Raw genomic sequence first — 12,653 nt, forward strand, 5'->3', positions numbered from 1 at the left:
GCGCCCCGGCGGGCGCCCCGTGATCGGTGGGCGGGTTATTCACCCGGCGAATGCGACCCGATCGGCTCGGGCTTCTTGCCGTTGGTCTTCCACAGCGAAAAGGCGACGCCTGCGCCCAGGATCGCGAAGGTGATGCCCAGCGACCAGGTGGGCGGAAACTTTTCCCAGCCCATCGCATCGGCGATGAAAATCTTGGATCCGATGAACACCAACAGCAGCGACAGCGCGTATTTCAGATAGGCAAAGCGGTGCAGGATCGCGGCCAGGGCGAAATACAGCGCCCGCAGGCCCAGGATCGCGAAGATGTTCGACGTATAGACGATGAACGGATCCGTGGTGATCGTGAACACCGCCGGGACCGAATCCACGGCGAAGACCAGATCCGCGATCTCGATCATCACCAGCGCCAGCAGCAGCGGCGTGGCGAAACGCACGACCTTGCCGGTCCGGGGATGGGTTTTTTTCACGATGAACGCGTTGCCGTGCAGTTCGTCCGTAACGCGGAACCGCTTGCGCATGAACCGCACCAGCTTGTTGCCGCTGAGGTCGTGGGACGCCTCGTTCACGAACAGCATCTTGATGCCGGTGAAGATCAGGAACACCGCGAACAGGTACAGGATCCAGGCATAGTGTTCGACCAGCGTGGCACCCAGGCCGATCATGATGCCGCGCAGCACGATCACGCCCAGGATGCCCCAGAACAGCACCCGGTGCTGGTATTCGCGGGGAATCGCGAAAAAGCCGAAGATCAGCGCGATGACGAAGATGTTGTCCATCGCCAGGGTCTTTTCGACCACGAAAGCGGTCAGGTACTGGGCCATAGGCTCGGTGCCCATCTGCCAGAAGATGAAACCCGAAAAAGCCAGGCCCAGGATGATGTACATGGCCGACATGCGCAGGCTTTCCGCGACGCCGATTTCGTGGTTGTCCTTGTGCAGGATGCCCAGGTCGAACGCCAGAAGCGCGATGACCAGGGTGATGAACACCAGCCACATCCACAGCGGCGTGCCCAGAAATGTCAGAAGAAGAAGTTCCAATTTGCCCTCATCGTTGCTGTGGTGCATCGATGCCAAAGGGCTGAAGGACAGGTCCATTTGCATCGAGCACGCTCGATGCGGTCCGACATCACGGCATTGCTGCCGTCAGAGGGGCCCGGTCCCGCTGGGCGCAGACATGGCAGGGTCGGGTGGCGATTTCAAGAGGGGACCGGGGGAAAGAATGGAAAACGGAATGGAGCGCACGGATTTGGGCGATGCGGACGGTTGCCGGCCGGAGGATCCGGCCCACCGCCGGTTTTTGATCCGCGACGCCTTGGCGGCACTGGAATTCTTTGACGCAAGCGTCGGGAATGACGGCGATTTCCGGACACTGGGCCTGGCGGGGCGGCCGCTGGGGGACGGCCCGCTGGAATTGCACACCACGACGCGGCTGGTCCATTCCTATGGCCTTGCGCATCTGGCGGGGCGGGCGGACCGCGCGGGCGTCATCGACCGGGGGATGGACCTGCTGTGGCGGCGGCATCGCGATGCGCGGCACGGCGGCTATGTCTGGTCCGTGCAGGGCGATGCGGTGGCCGACGGCACGAAACTGGCCTATGGCCATGTCTTCGTGCTGCTGGCGGCATCGACCGCGAAACTGGCGGGCCATCCCGACGCGGACCGTCTGCTGGCCGATGTCGCGCAGGTGCTGGAGGATCGGTTCTGGGACAAGGGGGCAGGGCTGCTGCGCGATGAATTCACCCGCGACTGGCAGCCTTTTTCCGCCTATCGCGGCATGAACGCCAACATGCACGGGGCCGAGGCGCTGCTGGCCGCGCACGAAGCCACCGGCGGCGGTGAATACCTGGGCCGGGCCGGCGGGATTCTGGCGTTCTTCATCGGCGGACAGGCGGCCCGGAACGGCTGGCGCATCCCCGAACATTACGATGCCGCCTGGCGCCCCGATCCGGGATACGAGGGCGATCCGATGTTCCGCCCGGCGGGCACCACGCCGGGCCATTCGTTCGAGATGGCGCGGTTGCTGCTGCACTGGTGGGATCTGGCGGGGCGGCCGGGCACGGATGCCCCCGTGCAGGCGCGGCACCTGGTGGACACCGCGCTTGCCGATGCCTGGCTGCCGGGGGGCGGGCTGGCCTATACGCTGGATTTCGATGGCCGCGTGGCCCGACCCGACCGCTATTGGTGGCCCGTGACCGAGGCGATCGGCGCCCTGGCCGCGTTGCTGAAACTGGACCCCCGGCCCTGCGATCAGGACTGGTATCGCCGCCTGTGGCGCTTTGCCGACGCGCATCTGATCGACCATGGCCGGGGCGGCTGGTTCCCCGAGCCGGGGGCCGGCGACCGCCCGGCCACCGGGCAATTCCAGGGCAAGCCCGACATCTATCACGCCTTGCAGGCCGATCTGTTCCCGCTGGTCCCCGGCCTGTCGCGCCATGCGCAAGGTTTGGCCGGGGCAAGACCGCTGAAATCCTGATCGGGGGATGCAATTCCCGCCAAAGCGCATATCTGGCATCCTGACACAAAAGCGGGAATCCACCTTTCATGGCTGCACAAGACGGTTTCGCGGGTCCGATCCTGCATTTTCGGGGCTGCGACGCCAGTGGGGTGCGCCTTGCCGCCGTGACGGTCCGGCCCGAGGGCGCGGCCCCGCCCGGTCCGTTGGAAGCCGGGTCGGGGGCGGTGGCGCCGGTCCTGCTGGCGGGGGTGGCGGGCCTGTCGGTCTGGCGCCATGATTTCGCCTTGCGCGCGGACGAGGCGGGCTATCGCCTGGACGGCCGCGATCATTCCGTCGTGACGCGCCTGGACGGCGACATCCGCATCGCCTTCGTGTCCTGCAACGGCGAGGAGAACGGCGACCTGGACCGCGATTCCGCCGAACGCAACCTGATGTGGGCGCGGCTGCGGGACGACCACGCCCGCGCGCCTTTCGCCCTGCTGCTGCAAGGCGGCGACCAGATCTATGCCGATGAGGCGACGCAGGGCCATCCCCTGTCCGAAGGTTGGCCGAAGAATGTTCCCGACCACCCCTCGGGCGCCGATCTGGACGACCTGACGCGCCATCTGCAACGCCGGTTCGCCGAACGCTATCTGATGGTGCTGGCGGCCGAGGGTTGCGCGGATCTGTTCGCCAGCGTTCCGTCGCTGTCGGTCTGGGACGACCACGACATCTGCGACGGCTGGGGATCGCTGCCGGAATCCTGCACGCGGTCGGCGGTGGGGCAGGCGCTGTTCGCGGTGGCGCGGCAGATGTATCTGCTGTTCCAGCATGGCGCGACGGATGCCGACGTGCCCGCGCTGTTCCTGGATCCCGCGGGCGGAAACCTGGGCTGGCGGCGCGACCTGCCGGGCGTCACGCTGTGGGCGCCCGACCTGCGGTCAGAACGCTGCCGCGACCGGGTGATGGGACCGGCGGGCTGGACAGCGGTCGAATCGCTGCAACCCACCGGCGATCATGTCTTCATGGTGTCCAGCGTGCCGTTGCTGGGTCCGCGCCTGTCGCTGATGGAAACCCTGATGATGGCGATCCCCCGGATGCAGCATTACGAGGACGACCTGCGCGACCAATGGCAAAGCCACGCCCATCGCGACGAATGGCGGCGGATGCTGGAACAGGTGCTGCGGATGCGCCAAGCCGCCCCGGTCACGATCCTGTCGGGGGAAATCCACCTGGCCACCCGCGCCGACATGGGACCGGACGCGACGCTGATCCGGCAGCTTGTCGCCTCGGGCATCTCGCACCGGGCGCCGCCCAAGGGCTATGCCCGCGCGCTGGGGCTGTTCGCGGGCCTGGGCGATGCGCCGCTGCCGGGCCATCCGATCCGCATCCGGCCGCTGCCGGGACAGCGCCACCGCTATGTGGCGGAACGCAATTTCCTGACGCTGGATCGCCGCGACGGGCAATGGCAGGCGGTCTGGCATCTGGAGCACAGCGGATCGACCCCGCCGCTGGCGCTGGACTAGCGTTCCAGGATCAGCAGGTCGCCCTCGAAGCTGACGCGGGCGAAGGTGCGCAGATAGGACATGCCCAGCAGCGATCCGTCCAGGTCGCCGCCGATCACCCAGGCGCGGACGTTGCGGTCCACGATGTCGCCGATGGCGATCTCGTCGATGGTGACGGGGGCGGTCTGCACCCGTCCATTCGCCGTGACGGCGGTTCCGACATAGGCCAGGTCGTCGGGGTCCAGCCCGATGCGCCGGGCGTCCGCCGGGCCAAGCGCGATGGACGACGCGCCCGTATCGACCATGAAGCGCACGGCCTGCCCGTTCACCTGGGCATCCAGGTGGAAATGGCCGTCGCGGCCCACCGGGATCTCGATCCGCCCGCCGTCCAGCACCTGCTGACGCGGGGCGTTGTTGTCCATCCACCATTGGGCGGCAAGCGCCGCGCCCGCAAAGATCACTAGCCACAGCATGACCTGGCGCAGCACCTGCCCGCCCCGGCCCGCCAGCTCAAAGACCATCGCCCCGCCGATGACCACCAGCAGGACGCCGTAAAAGGCCAGTTGCATGGTGTCGTCGCCGGTCATGGAAACAATCCCGATCCTTTCAGCCCGTCGATCACGAACTGCACCGACAACGCGGCCAGCAGCATCCCCAACAGCCGGGTGACGACCATCACCCCCGTCCGGCCCAGCGCATGGGCCAGGGGCGTCGCCAGGACGAACAGCGCCATGGCGATGGCCAGCACCGCCAGCATCATCAGGTTCACCAGGATCATGTGGCCGATGCCCGGCGCCTCGCCCATCAGCAGGATCATGGCGGCCAGCGCGCCGGGACCGGCCAGCAGCGGCAGGGCCAGCGGAAAGACCGACGGATCGTGGCGCAGGGCATCGCCGTCGCCCTGATTTTCGCGCCGTTCGGTGCGTCGTTCGAACAGCATGTCCAGGGCGGTCAGGAACAGCAGCAACCCCCCCGCGATGCGGAACGCGGAAATCGAGATTCCAATGCCCCCCAGGATCGATTCGCCCGCCAGTCCGAAGATCGTCAGCAGGATCCCCGCGATCACCAGCGACCGGAATCCGATGCGGCGCCGCTGCGCGGCGTCCATGCCCGGCGTCAGCGCGATGAACACCGGCGCCAGCCCGATCGGGTCGATCACCACGAAAAGGGTAACAAAGGCGGTGACATACAGCGACAGGTCCATGGCGCCTTATCGCCCGCCCGGCGCGTCCTGCCAAGGCAACGGAATCGTGACCCGAGCCGGCCTCTCACGGAAACGGGCTTTGCAATCGCCGGGCGCAAGGAATAGATATCGGGCGCGGGCGGTCATTGCCGCGCGACTAGGGAGTTTCTGATGCTGAACAATATCGGCCTTCCCGGCCTTCTTCTGATTGCGGTTGTCGTGCTCGTGCTGTTCGGCCGCGGCAAGGTGTCCTCGCTGATGGGGGAAGTCGGCAAGGGAATCACGGCCTTCAAGCGCGGCGTGAACGACGGGGCCAAGGATGTGGATGACAGCGCGCAGATCCCGCGCGCCGTGCCCGGCGAAACCGTCCGTCCTACCGTGGCGGACCCCCTGCGTCCCGAACCCTTGCGTCCCGTGCCCGGCGAAACCGCGCGCGACGTGACGCCGCCCCGCACCACCGAGCGCGGCTGAGGCAAGGCCCATGCTGGATGTCGGCTGGTCCGAACTGCTGCTGATCGGCGTCGTCGCGCTGATCGTCGTCGGACCCAAGGATCTGCCGCATCTGTTCCATTCGCTGGGGCGGTTCACCGCCAAGGCGCGGTCCATGGCGCGCGAATTCACAAGCGCCATGGAGGATGCCGCGCGCAATTCCGGGATCGACGATGCCGCCAAGACATTGCGCGACGTCCAGTCCCTGACATCGAAAAAGGCGCTGGGCCTGGACGCCCTGGACCGCGCCGCCGACCGGTTCGAGAAATGGGATCCCAAGCTGCCCGACGGCCGGGCGCGCATCCAGCCCGACCCGGCCTCGCCCGCCGGTCCGGTTGCGACTCCAGAGGCCGCGCCGGTCCTTGTTGCGGAACCTGCGCAGGCGGCCGCGCCATCGGCGGATCCCGCCGAACCGGTCCAGCCCCGCGCGCGGCGGCTGCGCGCGGTGCGCCGCAGCGACATGAAAGACGACTGACGTGGCTGCCAAGACCGAAGACGACATCGACGACAGTTCGGCCCCCCTGATCGAACACCTGATCGAGCTGCGCACGCGGATCATCTGGTCCATCGTGGCTTTTGTGGTGGCGATGGTGCTGTGCTACACGGTCTGGAATTCGATCTACAACATCCTGACCCAGCCCATCTGCAACGCCCTGGCCGAACGCGGGCAGAACTGCCAGCTTCAGATCATCAAGTTGCAGGAAGGGTTCTTCACCGCCATCAACATCAGCTTTTTCGGCGGCTTCGTGCTGGCCTTTCCGGTGATCGGCTATCAGCTGTGGCGTTTCGTCGCGCCGGGGCTGTATCGGTCGGAAAAGGCGGCGTTCCTGCCGTTCCTGGCGGCATCGCCGATCATGTTCGCGATCGGCGCATCCTTTGCCTATTACATCATCCTGCCGATGGCCTACGACTTCTTCCTTAGCTTCCAGCAGGCCCCCGTGGTCGCCACGGTCAAGGAGGTGACGACCACCGAGAACGTCGCGGGCATCGCGTTCCAGGGGTCGATGCAGGAATACCTGACCCTGACGATGAAATTCCTGCTGGCCTTCGGTCTGTCGTTCCAGTTGCCGGTGGCGCTGACGCTGATGGGCAAGGCGGGACTGGTGTCGGCGGCGGGCCTGGGATCGGTGCGGCGCTATGCCGTGGTGGCGATCCTGGTGCTGGCGGCGGTGGCGACGCCGCCCGACGTCATCTCTCAGATGGTGCTGTTCACCGTCATCTATGGCCTTTACGAGGTGTCCATCCAGATCGTCCGCTGGATCGAAAAGAAACGCGACGCCGAACTGCGTGCCGAAGGGCTGCTGGACGAGGATGCCTGACACCCTGCGCCGCATCGCCGAGGCGTTGGAGCGTCTGGCCCCACCCCCTGTTCCCGTGCCCGATTTTTCCGACGCCGGCGCCTATGTCTGGCATCCCGACCCCGACCGGCTGGAACCCGTGGATACGGTGGCCCGCGTCGATCTGGTCCAGTTGATCGGCATCGACCGGGCCAAGCGGATCCTGCTGGACAACACCTTGCAATTCGCGCGCGGCTTTGGCGCCAACAACGCGTTGTTGTGGGGCGCGCGGGGGATGGGCAAGTCGTCTTTGGTCAAGGCCGTCCATGCCGAGGCCGTGGCCCTGGGCCTGCCGCTGGTGCTGGTGGAAATCGCCCGCGACGATCTGGGATCCGTGGGGCGGCTGCTGGCGATCCTGGGGAACGCCAGCGACAAGAGGTTTCTGCTGTTTTCCGATGACCTGTCCTTCAGCCACGACGACACGCAGTACAAGTCGCTCAAGGCCGTGCTGGACGGGGGCATCAGCGGGCGGCCGGGCAACGTGATCCTGTATGCCACGTCGAACCGCCGCCACCTGATGCCGCGCGACATGATCGACAACGAACGCGCCACCGCCATTCATCCTGGCGAGGCGGTCGAGGAAAAGGTGTCGCTGTCCGACCGATTCGGCCTGTGGCTGGGTTTCCACCCCTGTTCGCAGGACGAATACCTGGCGATGATCGACGGCTATTGCGCGGCCTATGGCCTGTCCATCGACCCGGCCGTGCTGCGGGCCGAGGCGGTCGAATGGCAGGCCACGCGCGGCGGCCGGTCGGGCCGGGTGGCCTGGCAGTTCTTCACCGACCTGGCGGGGCGGCACGGCGTCGCGGTCTAGCCCGGCTGCTTGGCCAATGCGGCCTCGCGCATCTGGGTCAGGGTCTGGCGCGGGGTCAGCGCCTCGGGCGAGATGTCCAGGTCCAGCAGGGCGCCGGTCGTCGATTGCAGCGCCCGGTCGAAAGCGGCGGCGAAATCGGCGGTCGCGCCAACCCGTTCGGCGTGAAAGCCATAGGCCTTTGCCAAGGCCACGAAGTCGGGATTGACCATGGTGGTCCCCGATACGCGGGCGGGAAAATGGCGTTCCTGATGGGCGCGGATCGTGCCGTAGATGCCGTTGTTCAAAACCAGCACGATGGGCTGGGCGCCCGCCTGCATCGCGGTCGCAAGCTCGGAACAGGTCATCTGGAAATCGCCATCGCCCGCGAAGCAGACGACGGTGCGCGCGGGATTGGCGATCTTGGCGGCAATGGCGGCGGGCAGGCCGTAACCCATCGCCCCCGACTGAGGCGCCAGAAGGCGTGCGGCGGGGCCATAGGCCAGAAACTTGTCTGGCCAGACCGCGAAATTTCCGGCGCCATGGGTGATGACCGCATCCTCGGGCAGGCGGGTGCGCAGGTGGTCCATCACCGCCACCATGTCCACGGGCGAGGGTTGGGCCGGCGCCTGCATCGATGCGCGATACCCCGCGCGCGCCGCCTTGCGCCAATCGGCCCACTGACCGGCCGCGGGCCGCAGCGCCTGGGCAAAGGCGTTCGGTCCCGCCTGGATGCCCAGGCGAGGCTGATAGACCTTGCCGATTTCCCCGTCCGAGGCATGGACATGGATCAGCGCCTGTTCCGGCTGGGGCACCCGCAGCAGGGTATAGCCGTCGGTGGTCATTTCCCCGAACCGCACATTGACGGCCAGCATCACGTCGCATTCCGCGATCAGGCGCCGGACATGGGTCGGCATGCCCACCCCCGCCTCGCCCGCATAGACGGGCGAGGTGTTGTCGAAGCGGTCCTGGAACCGGAAGGCGGCCAGCACGGGAATATCGGATGCCTCGGCAAACCGCTGCAACGCCGCCATGCCGTCCGGCGTCCAGGTGCAGCCGCCCGTCAGGATCAGCGGCCGCCGCGCCTTGCCCAGCATGGCAAGCGCGCGGTCCAGGGCCGCGGGCAGGGGGGCAGGCTCGGCGATTTCGGCCGGGCCGGTCAGGGGCGGGGCCTCGGTAGTGCCGGACAGCATATCCTCGGGCAGGGCGATCACCACGGGGCCGGGGCGCCCGGTGGTGGCGGTCTTCCAGGCACGGGCGATGATTTCGGGAATCCGTTCCACCCGGTCGATTTCCACCGCCCATTTCGCCATGCTGCCGAAGACGGCGGGATAATCGATTTCCTGGAACGCCTCGCGCCCCTTCATGCCGGTCCCGACCTGCCCCACGAACACCAGCATCGGCGCGCTGTCCTGCATCGCGGTATGGATGCCGATGGCGGCGTTGGTGACGCCCGGCCCCCGCGTGACCATGCAGATGCCGGGCTGGCCCGTCAGCTTGCCCCAGGCGGCGGCCATGAAGGACGCGCCGCCTTCGTTGCGGCACAGCACGAAATCCAGCCGCCCCTGCGTGTCGTGCAGCGCGTCCAGAACGGCCAGATAGCTTTCGCCGGGTATACCAAAGGCCTTGGTCGCGCCAAGCGCCATCAGGCAATCCACCAGCAACCCGCCGCCATTCCGTGCCATGTCGTTCCCCCGTTCATGTCAGGGGGCCAGCTTATCGCCCGGCCGGCACGGCTGCCAGTGTCAGGCGGACACACAGTCCGGGATCGGCGTTCGAAACGTCCATCCGCCCGTTGGCGGCATCCATGATGTCGCTGACGAGGGCCAAGCCGATTCCCTGGCCTTCGCCGCCTTCGTCCAGGCGCATCCCGCGTTGCGACAGCCGCGCCAGCGATTCTGCCGGTACGCCGGGACCGTCGTCGCGGATGGTCAGGATCACCCGGTCGGTTTGCGGGGCCACGACGATGTCCACCCGGCTGGCGGCGTGCTGCATGGCGTTTTCCAGAAGGGCGCCAAGCGCCTCGGTCAGGTCGTCGGGGTCGATGCGGGCGCGGGGGGCGGGGCCGGGCGCCCGGATGTCCCAGACGATTCCGGCACCCCGAGGTGTCCGGCGCAGCACCCGGATCAGGCGAGCCACGATCGCGGCAGGGTCGGCCTGGGCCGTGTGGTGATCGGACTGGATCCGGGCGCGGGCCAGTTCCCGATCGACCAGCCGCCGCATCGCGGTGACGACGATCTCGACGCTGGCCGCGATGTCCGCCTGGCCCCGGTCCCGCAGGGTGTCCGCGTCGCCCAGCAGCGCCTGAAGGGGCGTCTTGAAACCGTGGGCCAGATCGCCCGCCCGGTGCCGCGCCCGCAACAGTTCGGCATCGCGGGCATCCAGCAGCGTATCCATCTGCCGCGCCAAGGGCAGCATCTCGTCGGGCAGGTCGGTGCCGATGCGCGACCGCCGCCCGTGGGTCAGCGCCTGCACGCGAAACGCGACCTCGGCCAGGGGGGACAGGCCGACGCGGATTTGCAGCCAGGATCCGCCCACCAGCAAAAGGCCCAGAAAGGCCAGATAGGGGATCAGGTCGCCTAGAAAACCGCGCCGCGCGGCGGTCAGGGCCGCGCGGTCGGTGGCCATCAGGATGCGCAGGCGGCGCGTGTCCTGCCCGCGCCCCACCAGCAGGCTTTGTTCCACGGCCAGCAGCGGTTCGCCCTGCGGTCCCGGCAGGCCCAGCACCTCGGTTCGGCCGGGCGGCGGGGCGGGCCTGTCCATCGGCAGGGTGTAATCCCACAGCGACCGCGACCGGCGGACCTCGCCGTCCAGGGCCACCTGCCAGTAATGGCCGGAAAAGGGTTGCTGATACAGCCTGTCCGCCGGCGGCGCGGGCAGGCGGGGCATCCCCTTTGCGTCGTATTCGACGATCCCGGCAAGGGTCAGGGCGCGGGCCTCCAGATCGCCCACCGCCACCCGTTCGACATGGCGTTCGAACAGCAGCGCCAGCCCAAGCGCGGCAAGGCCCAGCGTCGCCACGATGGCAAATGCGCCGATCACCAGCAGCCGCAGCCGCAACGACCGGCGCATCAGTCCTGCGGTCCCAGATCGTAACCGAAGCCGCGCCGGGTGCGGATCATCCCTGCGCCCACCTTGCGGCGCAGGCGGGCAATGACGGCTTCCAGCGCGTTGGCGTCGCGGGCGTCGTCGTCGCCGTACAGGTGTTCCAGCAGTTCGGACGGCGTCACCGTGCGGTCGCGGTGCAGCGTCAGATAGGCCAGCAGGCGGTATTCCAGCGGCGTGACCGGCACCGGAACGCCTGAAACGGCGACCGACATCCGGTTCAGGTCCACCGCCATCTGCCCGACCTGCTGGACCGACGCGCCGCGCCCGCCCGACCGGCGCACAAGCGCGCGGGCGCGGGCGATCAGTTCCTCCATCCGAAAGGGCTTGGGCAGATAGTCGTCGGCGCCCGCGTCGATCCCCTCGACCCGTTCGGTCCAGGCGCCGCGCGCCGTCAGGACCAGCACCGGGCTGTCGCAGCCCTCGGACCGCCAGCGTTTCAGGATGGTCAGGCCGTCCAGGCGGGGCAGGCCCAGATCCAGCACGATCAGGTCATAACGTTCGGTGCCGCCGCGAAACCACGCTGTTTCCCCGTCCGCGACCATTTCCACCCGGAACCCCGCCGAGGCCAGGGCCTGCACCAGATCGGCCGCAATGCGGCGATCATCCTCGACCACAAGGGCGCGCATCAATCGTCCGTTTCGTCTTCAATGCCAAGGATCGCCCCGGTGGCCGCGTCCATGTCCACCTCGATCAGGCGGCCCTGGGCGGTAATCAGTTCGACCTCATAAACGCGCAGGCCGCGGCTGTATTCAAGCTCGACCTCGACGACCTGGCCGGGATGCTCTCCCTCCAGGCGTCGCAGGATGTCCGCCAGAGGCAGGATCTCGCCCCGTTCGACGGCACCCTGGGCCAGTTCGAAGTCGGGCATGGCGCCCGGCTGCCCGCCGGCGGGAAGGGGAAGGATCAAGGCGGCGATGGCGAACAGATGTTTCATGGCGATGGTCCGTATCGAAGATGGGCTGACATTCCGCTGACAGATCCGTCCTGACATTCGCCTGACACGCCGCGTCAGAGATCTGTCAGCGTGCCTGGGTTAGATCGATTCGCACCGAAACCCAGGCGGTCCCCGTCGGGCCGCACCTCAACGACGAAGGAAAGTCACATGGCACGCAAGATCGGCACGAACGGCGCGGACAGCATCGGGGGCACCTCGCTGTCCGATTGGCTGGCGGGGCTGCGCGGCAATGATGTCATCAACGGCTATCGCGGCAATGATGACATTTACGGCGGCGACGGCAACGACCGGCTGTACGGCGGCGACGGCAATGACGAAATCGAGGGCGGCGCCGGGGACGACCGGCTGTGGGGCCAGCAGGGTCACGACGAACTGGACGGCGATGGCGGCGACGACAGCATTTCGGCGGGCGGCGGCAACGATGACCTGGACGGCGGCAGCGGCAACGACGTGATGCATGCCGGCAGCGGCAACGACATCCTGACGGGCGGCTCCGGGGCGGACGAATTCGAATTCGAACGCGGCGACGGGCGCGACACCCTGGCCGATTTCCAGAACGGTCTGGACCGCATCGATCTGGACGATTTCAGCGCGGCGCAGGTGGCCCAGATCATCGGCGCGGCCCGCCAGCAGGGCGGCGACCTGGTGCTGACCCTGGACAGCGCCACGTCGATCACCCTCGAGGATATGCAGCGCGCCCAGCTGGATCTGAGCGACTTTTCCTTCTGATCCGCCGATTCGCGTCGGAAGAACGGCGGCGGCACCCTGCAAGGTGCCGCCTTTTTCACGCAGCGTTGCGGATTGTGCAAGACAATGGCCTTGGCCAGCTTGAAGCGACAGGGTTCCCCGCCTA

14 protein-coding genes are annotated in these 12,653 nt (G+C 67.5%); 7 read left to right on the forward strand and 7 right to left on the reverse strand.

Going from position 1 to position 12,653, the window contains the following annotated elements:
- Positions 1-35: 35 nt before the first annotated feature.
- Positions 36-1,037 (reverse strand): TerC family protein, encoded by a 1,002-nt coding sequence (locus CHB77_RS02775; protein WP_207303004.1) that lies wholly within the window; start codon positions 1,035-1,037, stop codon positions 36-38.
- A gap of 193 nt (positions 1,038-1,230) precedes the next feature.
- Here CHB77_RS02775 and CHB77_RS02780 point away from each other — a divergent pair, with 193 nt between their 5' ends.
- Complete coding sequence (locus CHB77_RS02780) at positions 1,231-2,472, forward strand: AGE family epimerase/isomerase (protein ID WP_089386724.1); 1,242 nt, start codon at positions 1,231-1,233, stop codon at positions 2,470-2,472.
- A 68-nt stretch (positions 2,473-2,540) separates the two neighbouring features.
- Positions 2,541-3,959, forward strand: coding sequence for an alkaline phosphatase D family protein (locus CHB77_RS02785; RefSeq protein ID WP_089386627.1), 1,419 nt, complete (start codon positions 2,541-2,543; stop codon positions 3,957-3,959).
- On the opposite strand, the gene CHB77_RS02790 is transcribed toward CHB77_RS02785, so the two are convergent.
- Together CHB77_RS02790 and CHB77_RS02795 are read right to left on the reverse strand one after the other, a co-directional pair.
- Positions 3,956-4,525 carry a retropepsin-like aspartic protease family protein gene (locus CHB77_RS02790; RefSeq protein ID WP_089386628.1) on the reverse strand — a complete coding sequence of 190 codons (570 nt, stop codon included), beginning with the start codon at positions 4,523-4,525 and terminating at the stop codon, positions 3,956-3,958. The two genes, CHB77_RS02785 and CHB77_RS02790, sit on opposite strands and share 4 nt — an antisense overlap.
- Positions 4,522-5,142, reverse strand: coding sequence for a MarC family protein (locus tag CHB77_RS02795; RefSeq protein WP_089386629.1), 621 nt, complete (start codon positions 5,140-5,142; stop codon positions 4,522-4,524). Before CHB77_RS02795 ends, CHB77_RS02790 begins: the two co-directional genes overlap by 4 nt.
- Before the next feature lie 150 nt (positions 5,143-5,292).
- Here CHB77_RS02795 and CHB77_RS02800 point away from each other — a divergent pair, with 150 nt between their 5' ends.
- From CHB77_RS02800 to CHB77_RS02815, 4 genes are read left to right on the forward strand one after another with little or no spacing between them, the layout of a single operon-like run.
- Positions 5,293-5,592 carry a twin-arginine translocase TatA/TatE family subunit gene (locus CHB77_RS02800; protein WP_089386630.1) on the forward strand — a complete coding sequence of 100 codons (300 nt, stop codon included), beginning with the start codon at positions 5,293-5,295 and terminating at the stop codon, positions 5,590-5,592.
- 10 nt (positions 5,593-5,602) lie between these two features.
- Positions 5,603-6,085, forward strand: coding sequence for a Sec-independent protein translocase protein TatB (gene tatB / locus CHB77_RS02805; protein ID WP_089386631.1), 483 nt, complete (start codon positions 5,603-5,605; stop codon positions 6,083-6,085).
- A 1-nt stretch (position 6,086) separates the two neighbouring features.
- Complete coding sequence (gene tatC / locus CHB77_RS02810) at positions 6,087-6,929, forward strand: twin-arginine translocase subunit TatC (RefSeq protein ID WP_089386632.1); 843 nt, start codon at positions 6,087-6,089, stop codon at positions 6,927-6,929.
- On the forward strand, positions 6,922-7,761 hold the full coding sequence (locus CHB77_RS02815) for an ATP-binding protein (RefSeq protein ID WP_089386633.1): 840 nt from the start codon (positions 6,922-6,924) through the stop codon (positions 7,759-7,761). Before tatC ends, CHB77_RS02815 begins: the two co-directional genes overlap by 8 nt.
- Here CHB77_RS02815 and CHB77_RS02820 read toward each other — a convergent pair.
- The 4 genes from CHB77_RS02820 to CHB77_RS02835 are packed head-to-tail and all read right to left on the reverse strand — an operon-like array spanning position 7,758 to position 11,779.
- Positions 7,758-9,422, reverse strand: coding sequence for a thiamine pyrophosphate-dependent enzyme (locus tag CHB77_RS02820; protein ID WP_089386634.1), 1,665 nt, complete (start codon positions 9,420-9,422; stop codon positions 7,758-7,760). The two genes, CHB77_RS02815 and CHB77_RS02820, sit on opposite strands and share 4 nt — an antisense overlap.
- Positions 9,423-9,453: 31 nt before the next feature.
- Positions 9,454-10,809, reverse strand: coding sequence for a sensor histidine kinase (locus CHB77_RS02825; RefSeq protein WP_089386635.1), 1,356 nt, complete (start codon positions 10,807-10,809; stop codon positions 9,454-9,456).
- Positions 10,809-11,471, reverse strand: a complete 663-nt coding sequence (locus tag CHB77_RS02830) for a response regulator (RefSeq protein ID WP_089386636.1) — start codon at positions 11,469-11,471, stop codon at positions 10,809-10,811. The genes CHB77_RS02825 and CHB77_RS02830 overlap by 1 nt, the downstream gene beginning before the upstream one ends.
- Positions 11,471-11,779 (reverse strand): PepSY domain-containing protein, encoded by a 309-nt coding sequence (locus CHB77_RS02835; RefSeq protein ID WP_089386637.1) that lies wholly within the window; start codon positions 11,777-11,779, stop codon positions 11,471-11,473. The genes CHB77_RS02830 and CHB77_RS02835 overlap by 1 nt, the downstream gene beginning before the upstream one ends.
- 168 nt (positions 11,780-11,947) lie before the next feature.
- On the opposite strand from CHB77_RS02835, the gene CHB77_RS02840 reads away from it, so the two are divergent.
- A complete protein-coding gene (locus CHB77_RS02840; protein ID WP_089386638.1) occupies positions 11,948-12,529 on the forward strand; it encodes a calcium-binding protein in 582 nt (193 codons plus the stop codon).
- The last annotated feature ends 124 nt before the right edge of the window (positions 12,530-12,653 follow it).

It is taken from the genome of Paracoccus sediminis (assembly GCF_900188295.1).
GTDB lineage: Bacteria > Pseudomonadota > Alphaproteobacteria > Rhodobacterales > Rhodobacteraceae > Paracoccus > Paracoccus sediminis.

Coding starts and splice junctions, on each gene's coding strand:
- CHB77_RS02780 (WP_089386724.1), top strand. CDS start 1,231: ATGGAGCGCACGGATTTGGGCGATGCGGACGGTTGCCGGCCGGAGGAT.
- CHB77_RS02785 (WP_089386627.1), top strand. CDS start 2,541: ATGGCTGCACAAGACGGTTTCGCGGGTCCGATCCTGCATTTTCGGGGC.
- CHB77_RS02790 (WP_089386628.1), bottom strand. CDS start 4,525: ATGACCGGCGACGACACCATGCAACTGGCCTTTTACGGCGTCCTGCTG.
- CHB77_RS02795 (WP_089386629.1), bottom strand. CDS start 5,142: ATGGACCTGTCGCTGTATGTCACCGCCTTTGTTACCCTTTTCGTGGTG.
- CHB77_RS02800 (WP_089386630.1), top strand. CDS start 5,293: ATGCTGAACAATATCGGCCTTCCCGGCCTTCTTCTGATTGCGGTTGTC.
- tatB (WP_089386631.1), top strand. CDS start 5,603: ATGCTGGATGTCGGCTGGTCCGAACTGCTGCTGATCGGCGTCGTCGCG.
- CHB77_RS02815 (WP_089386633.1), top strand. CDS start 6,922: ATGCCTGACACCCTGCGCCGCATCGCCGAGGCGTTGGAGCGTCTGGCC.
- CHB77_RS02820 (WP_089386634.1), bottom strand. CDS start 9,422: ATGGCACGGAATGGCGGCGGGTTGCTGGTGGATTGCCTGATGGCGCTT.
- CHB77_RS02825 (WP_089386635.1), bottom strand. CDS start 10,809: ATGCGCCGGTCGTTGCGGCTGCGGCTGCTGGTGATCGGCGCATTTGCC.
- CHB77_RS02830 (WP_089386636.1), bottom strand. CDS start 11,471: ATGCGCGCCCTTGTGGTCGAGGATGATCGCCGCATTGCGGCCGATCTG.
- CHB77_RS02835 (WP_089386637.1), bottom strand. CDS start 11,779: ATGAAACATCTGTTCGCCATCGCCGCCTTGATCCTTCCCCTTCCCGCC.
- CHB77_RS02840 (WP_089386638.1), top strand. CDS start 11,948: ATGGCACGCAAGATCGGCACGAACGGCGCGGACAGCATCGGGGGCACC.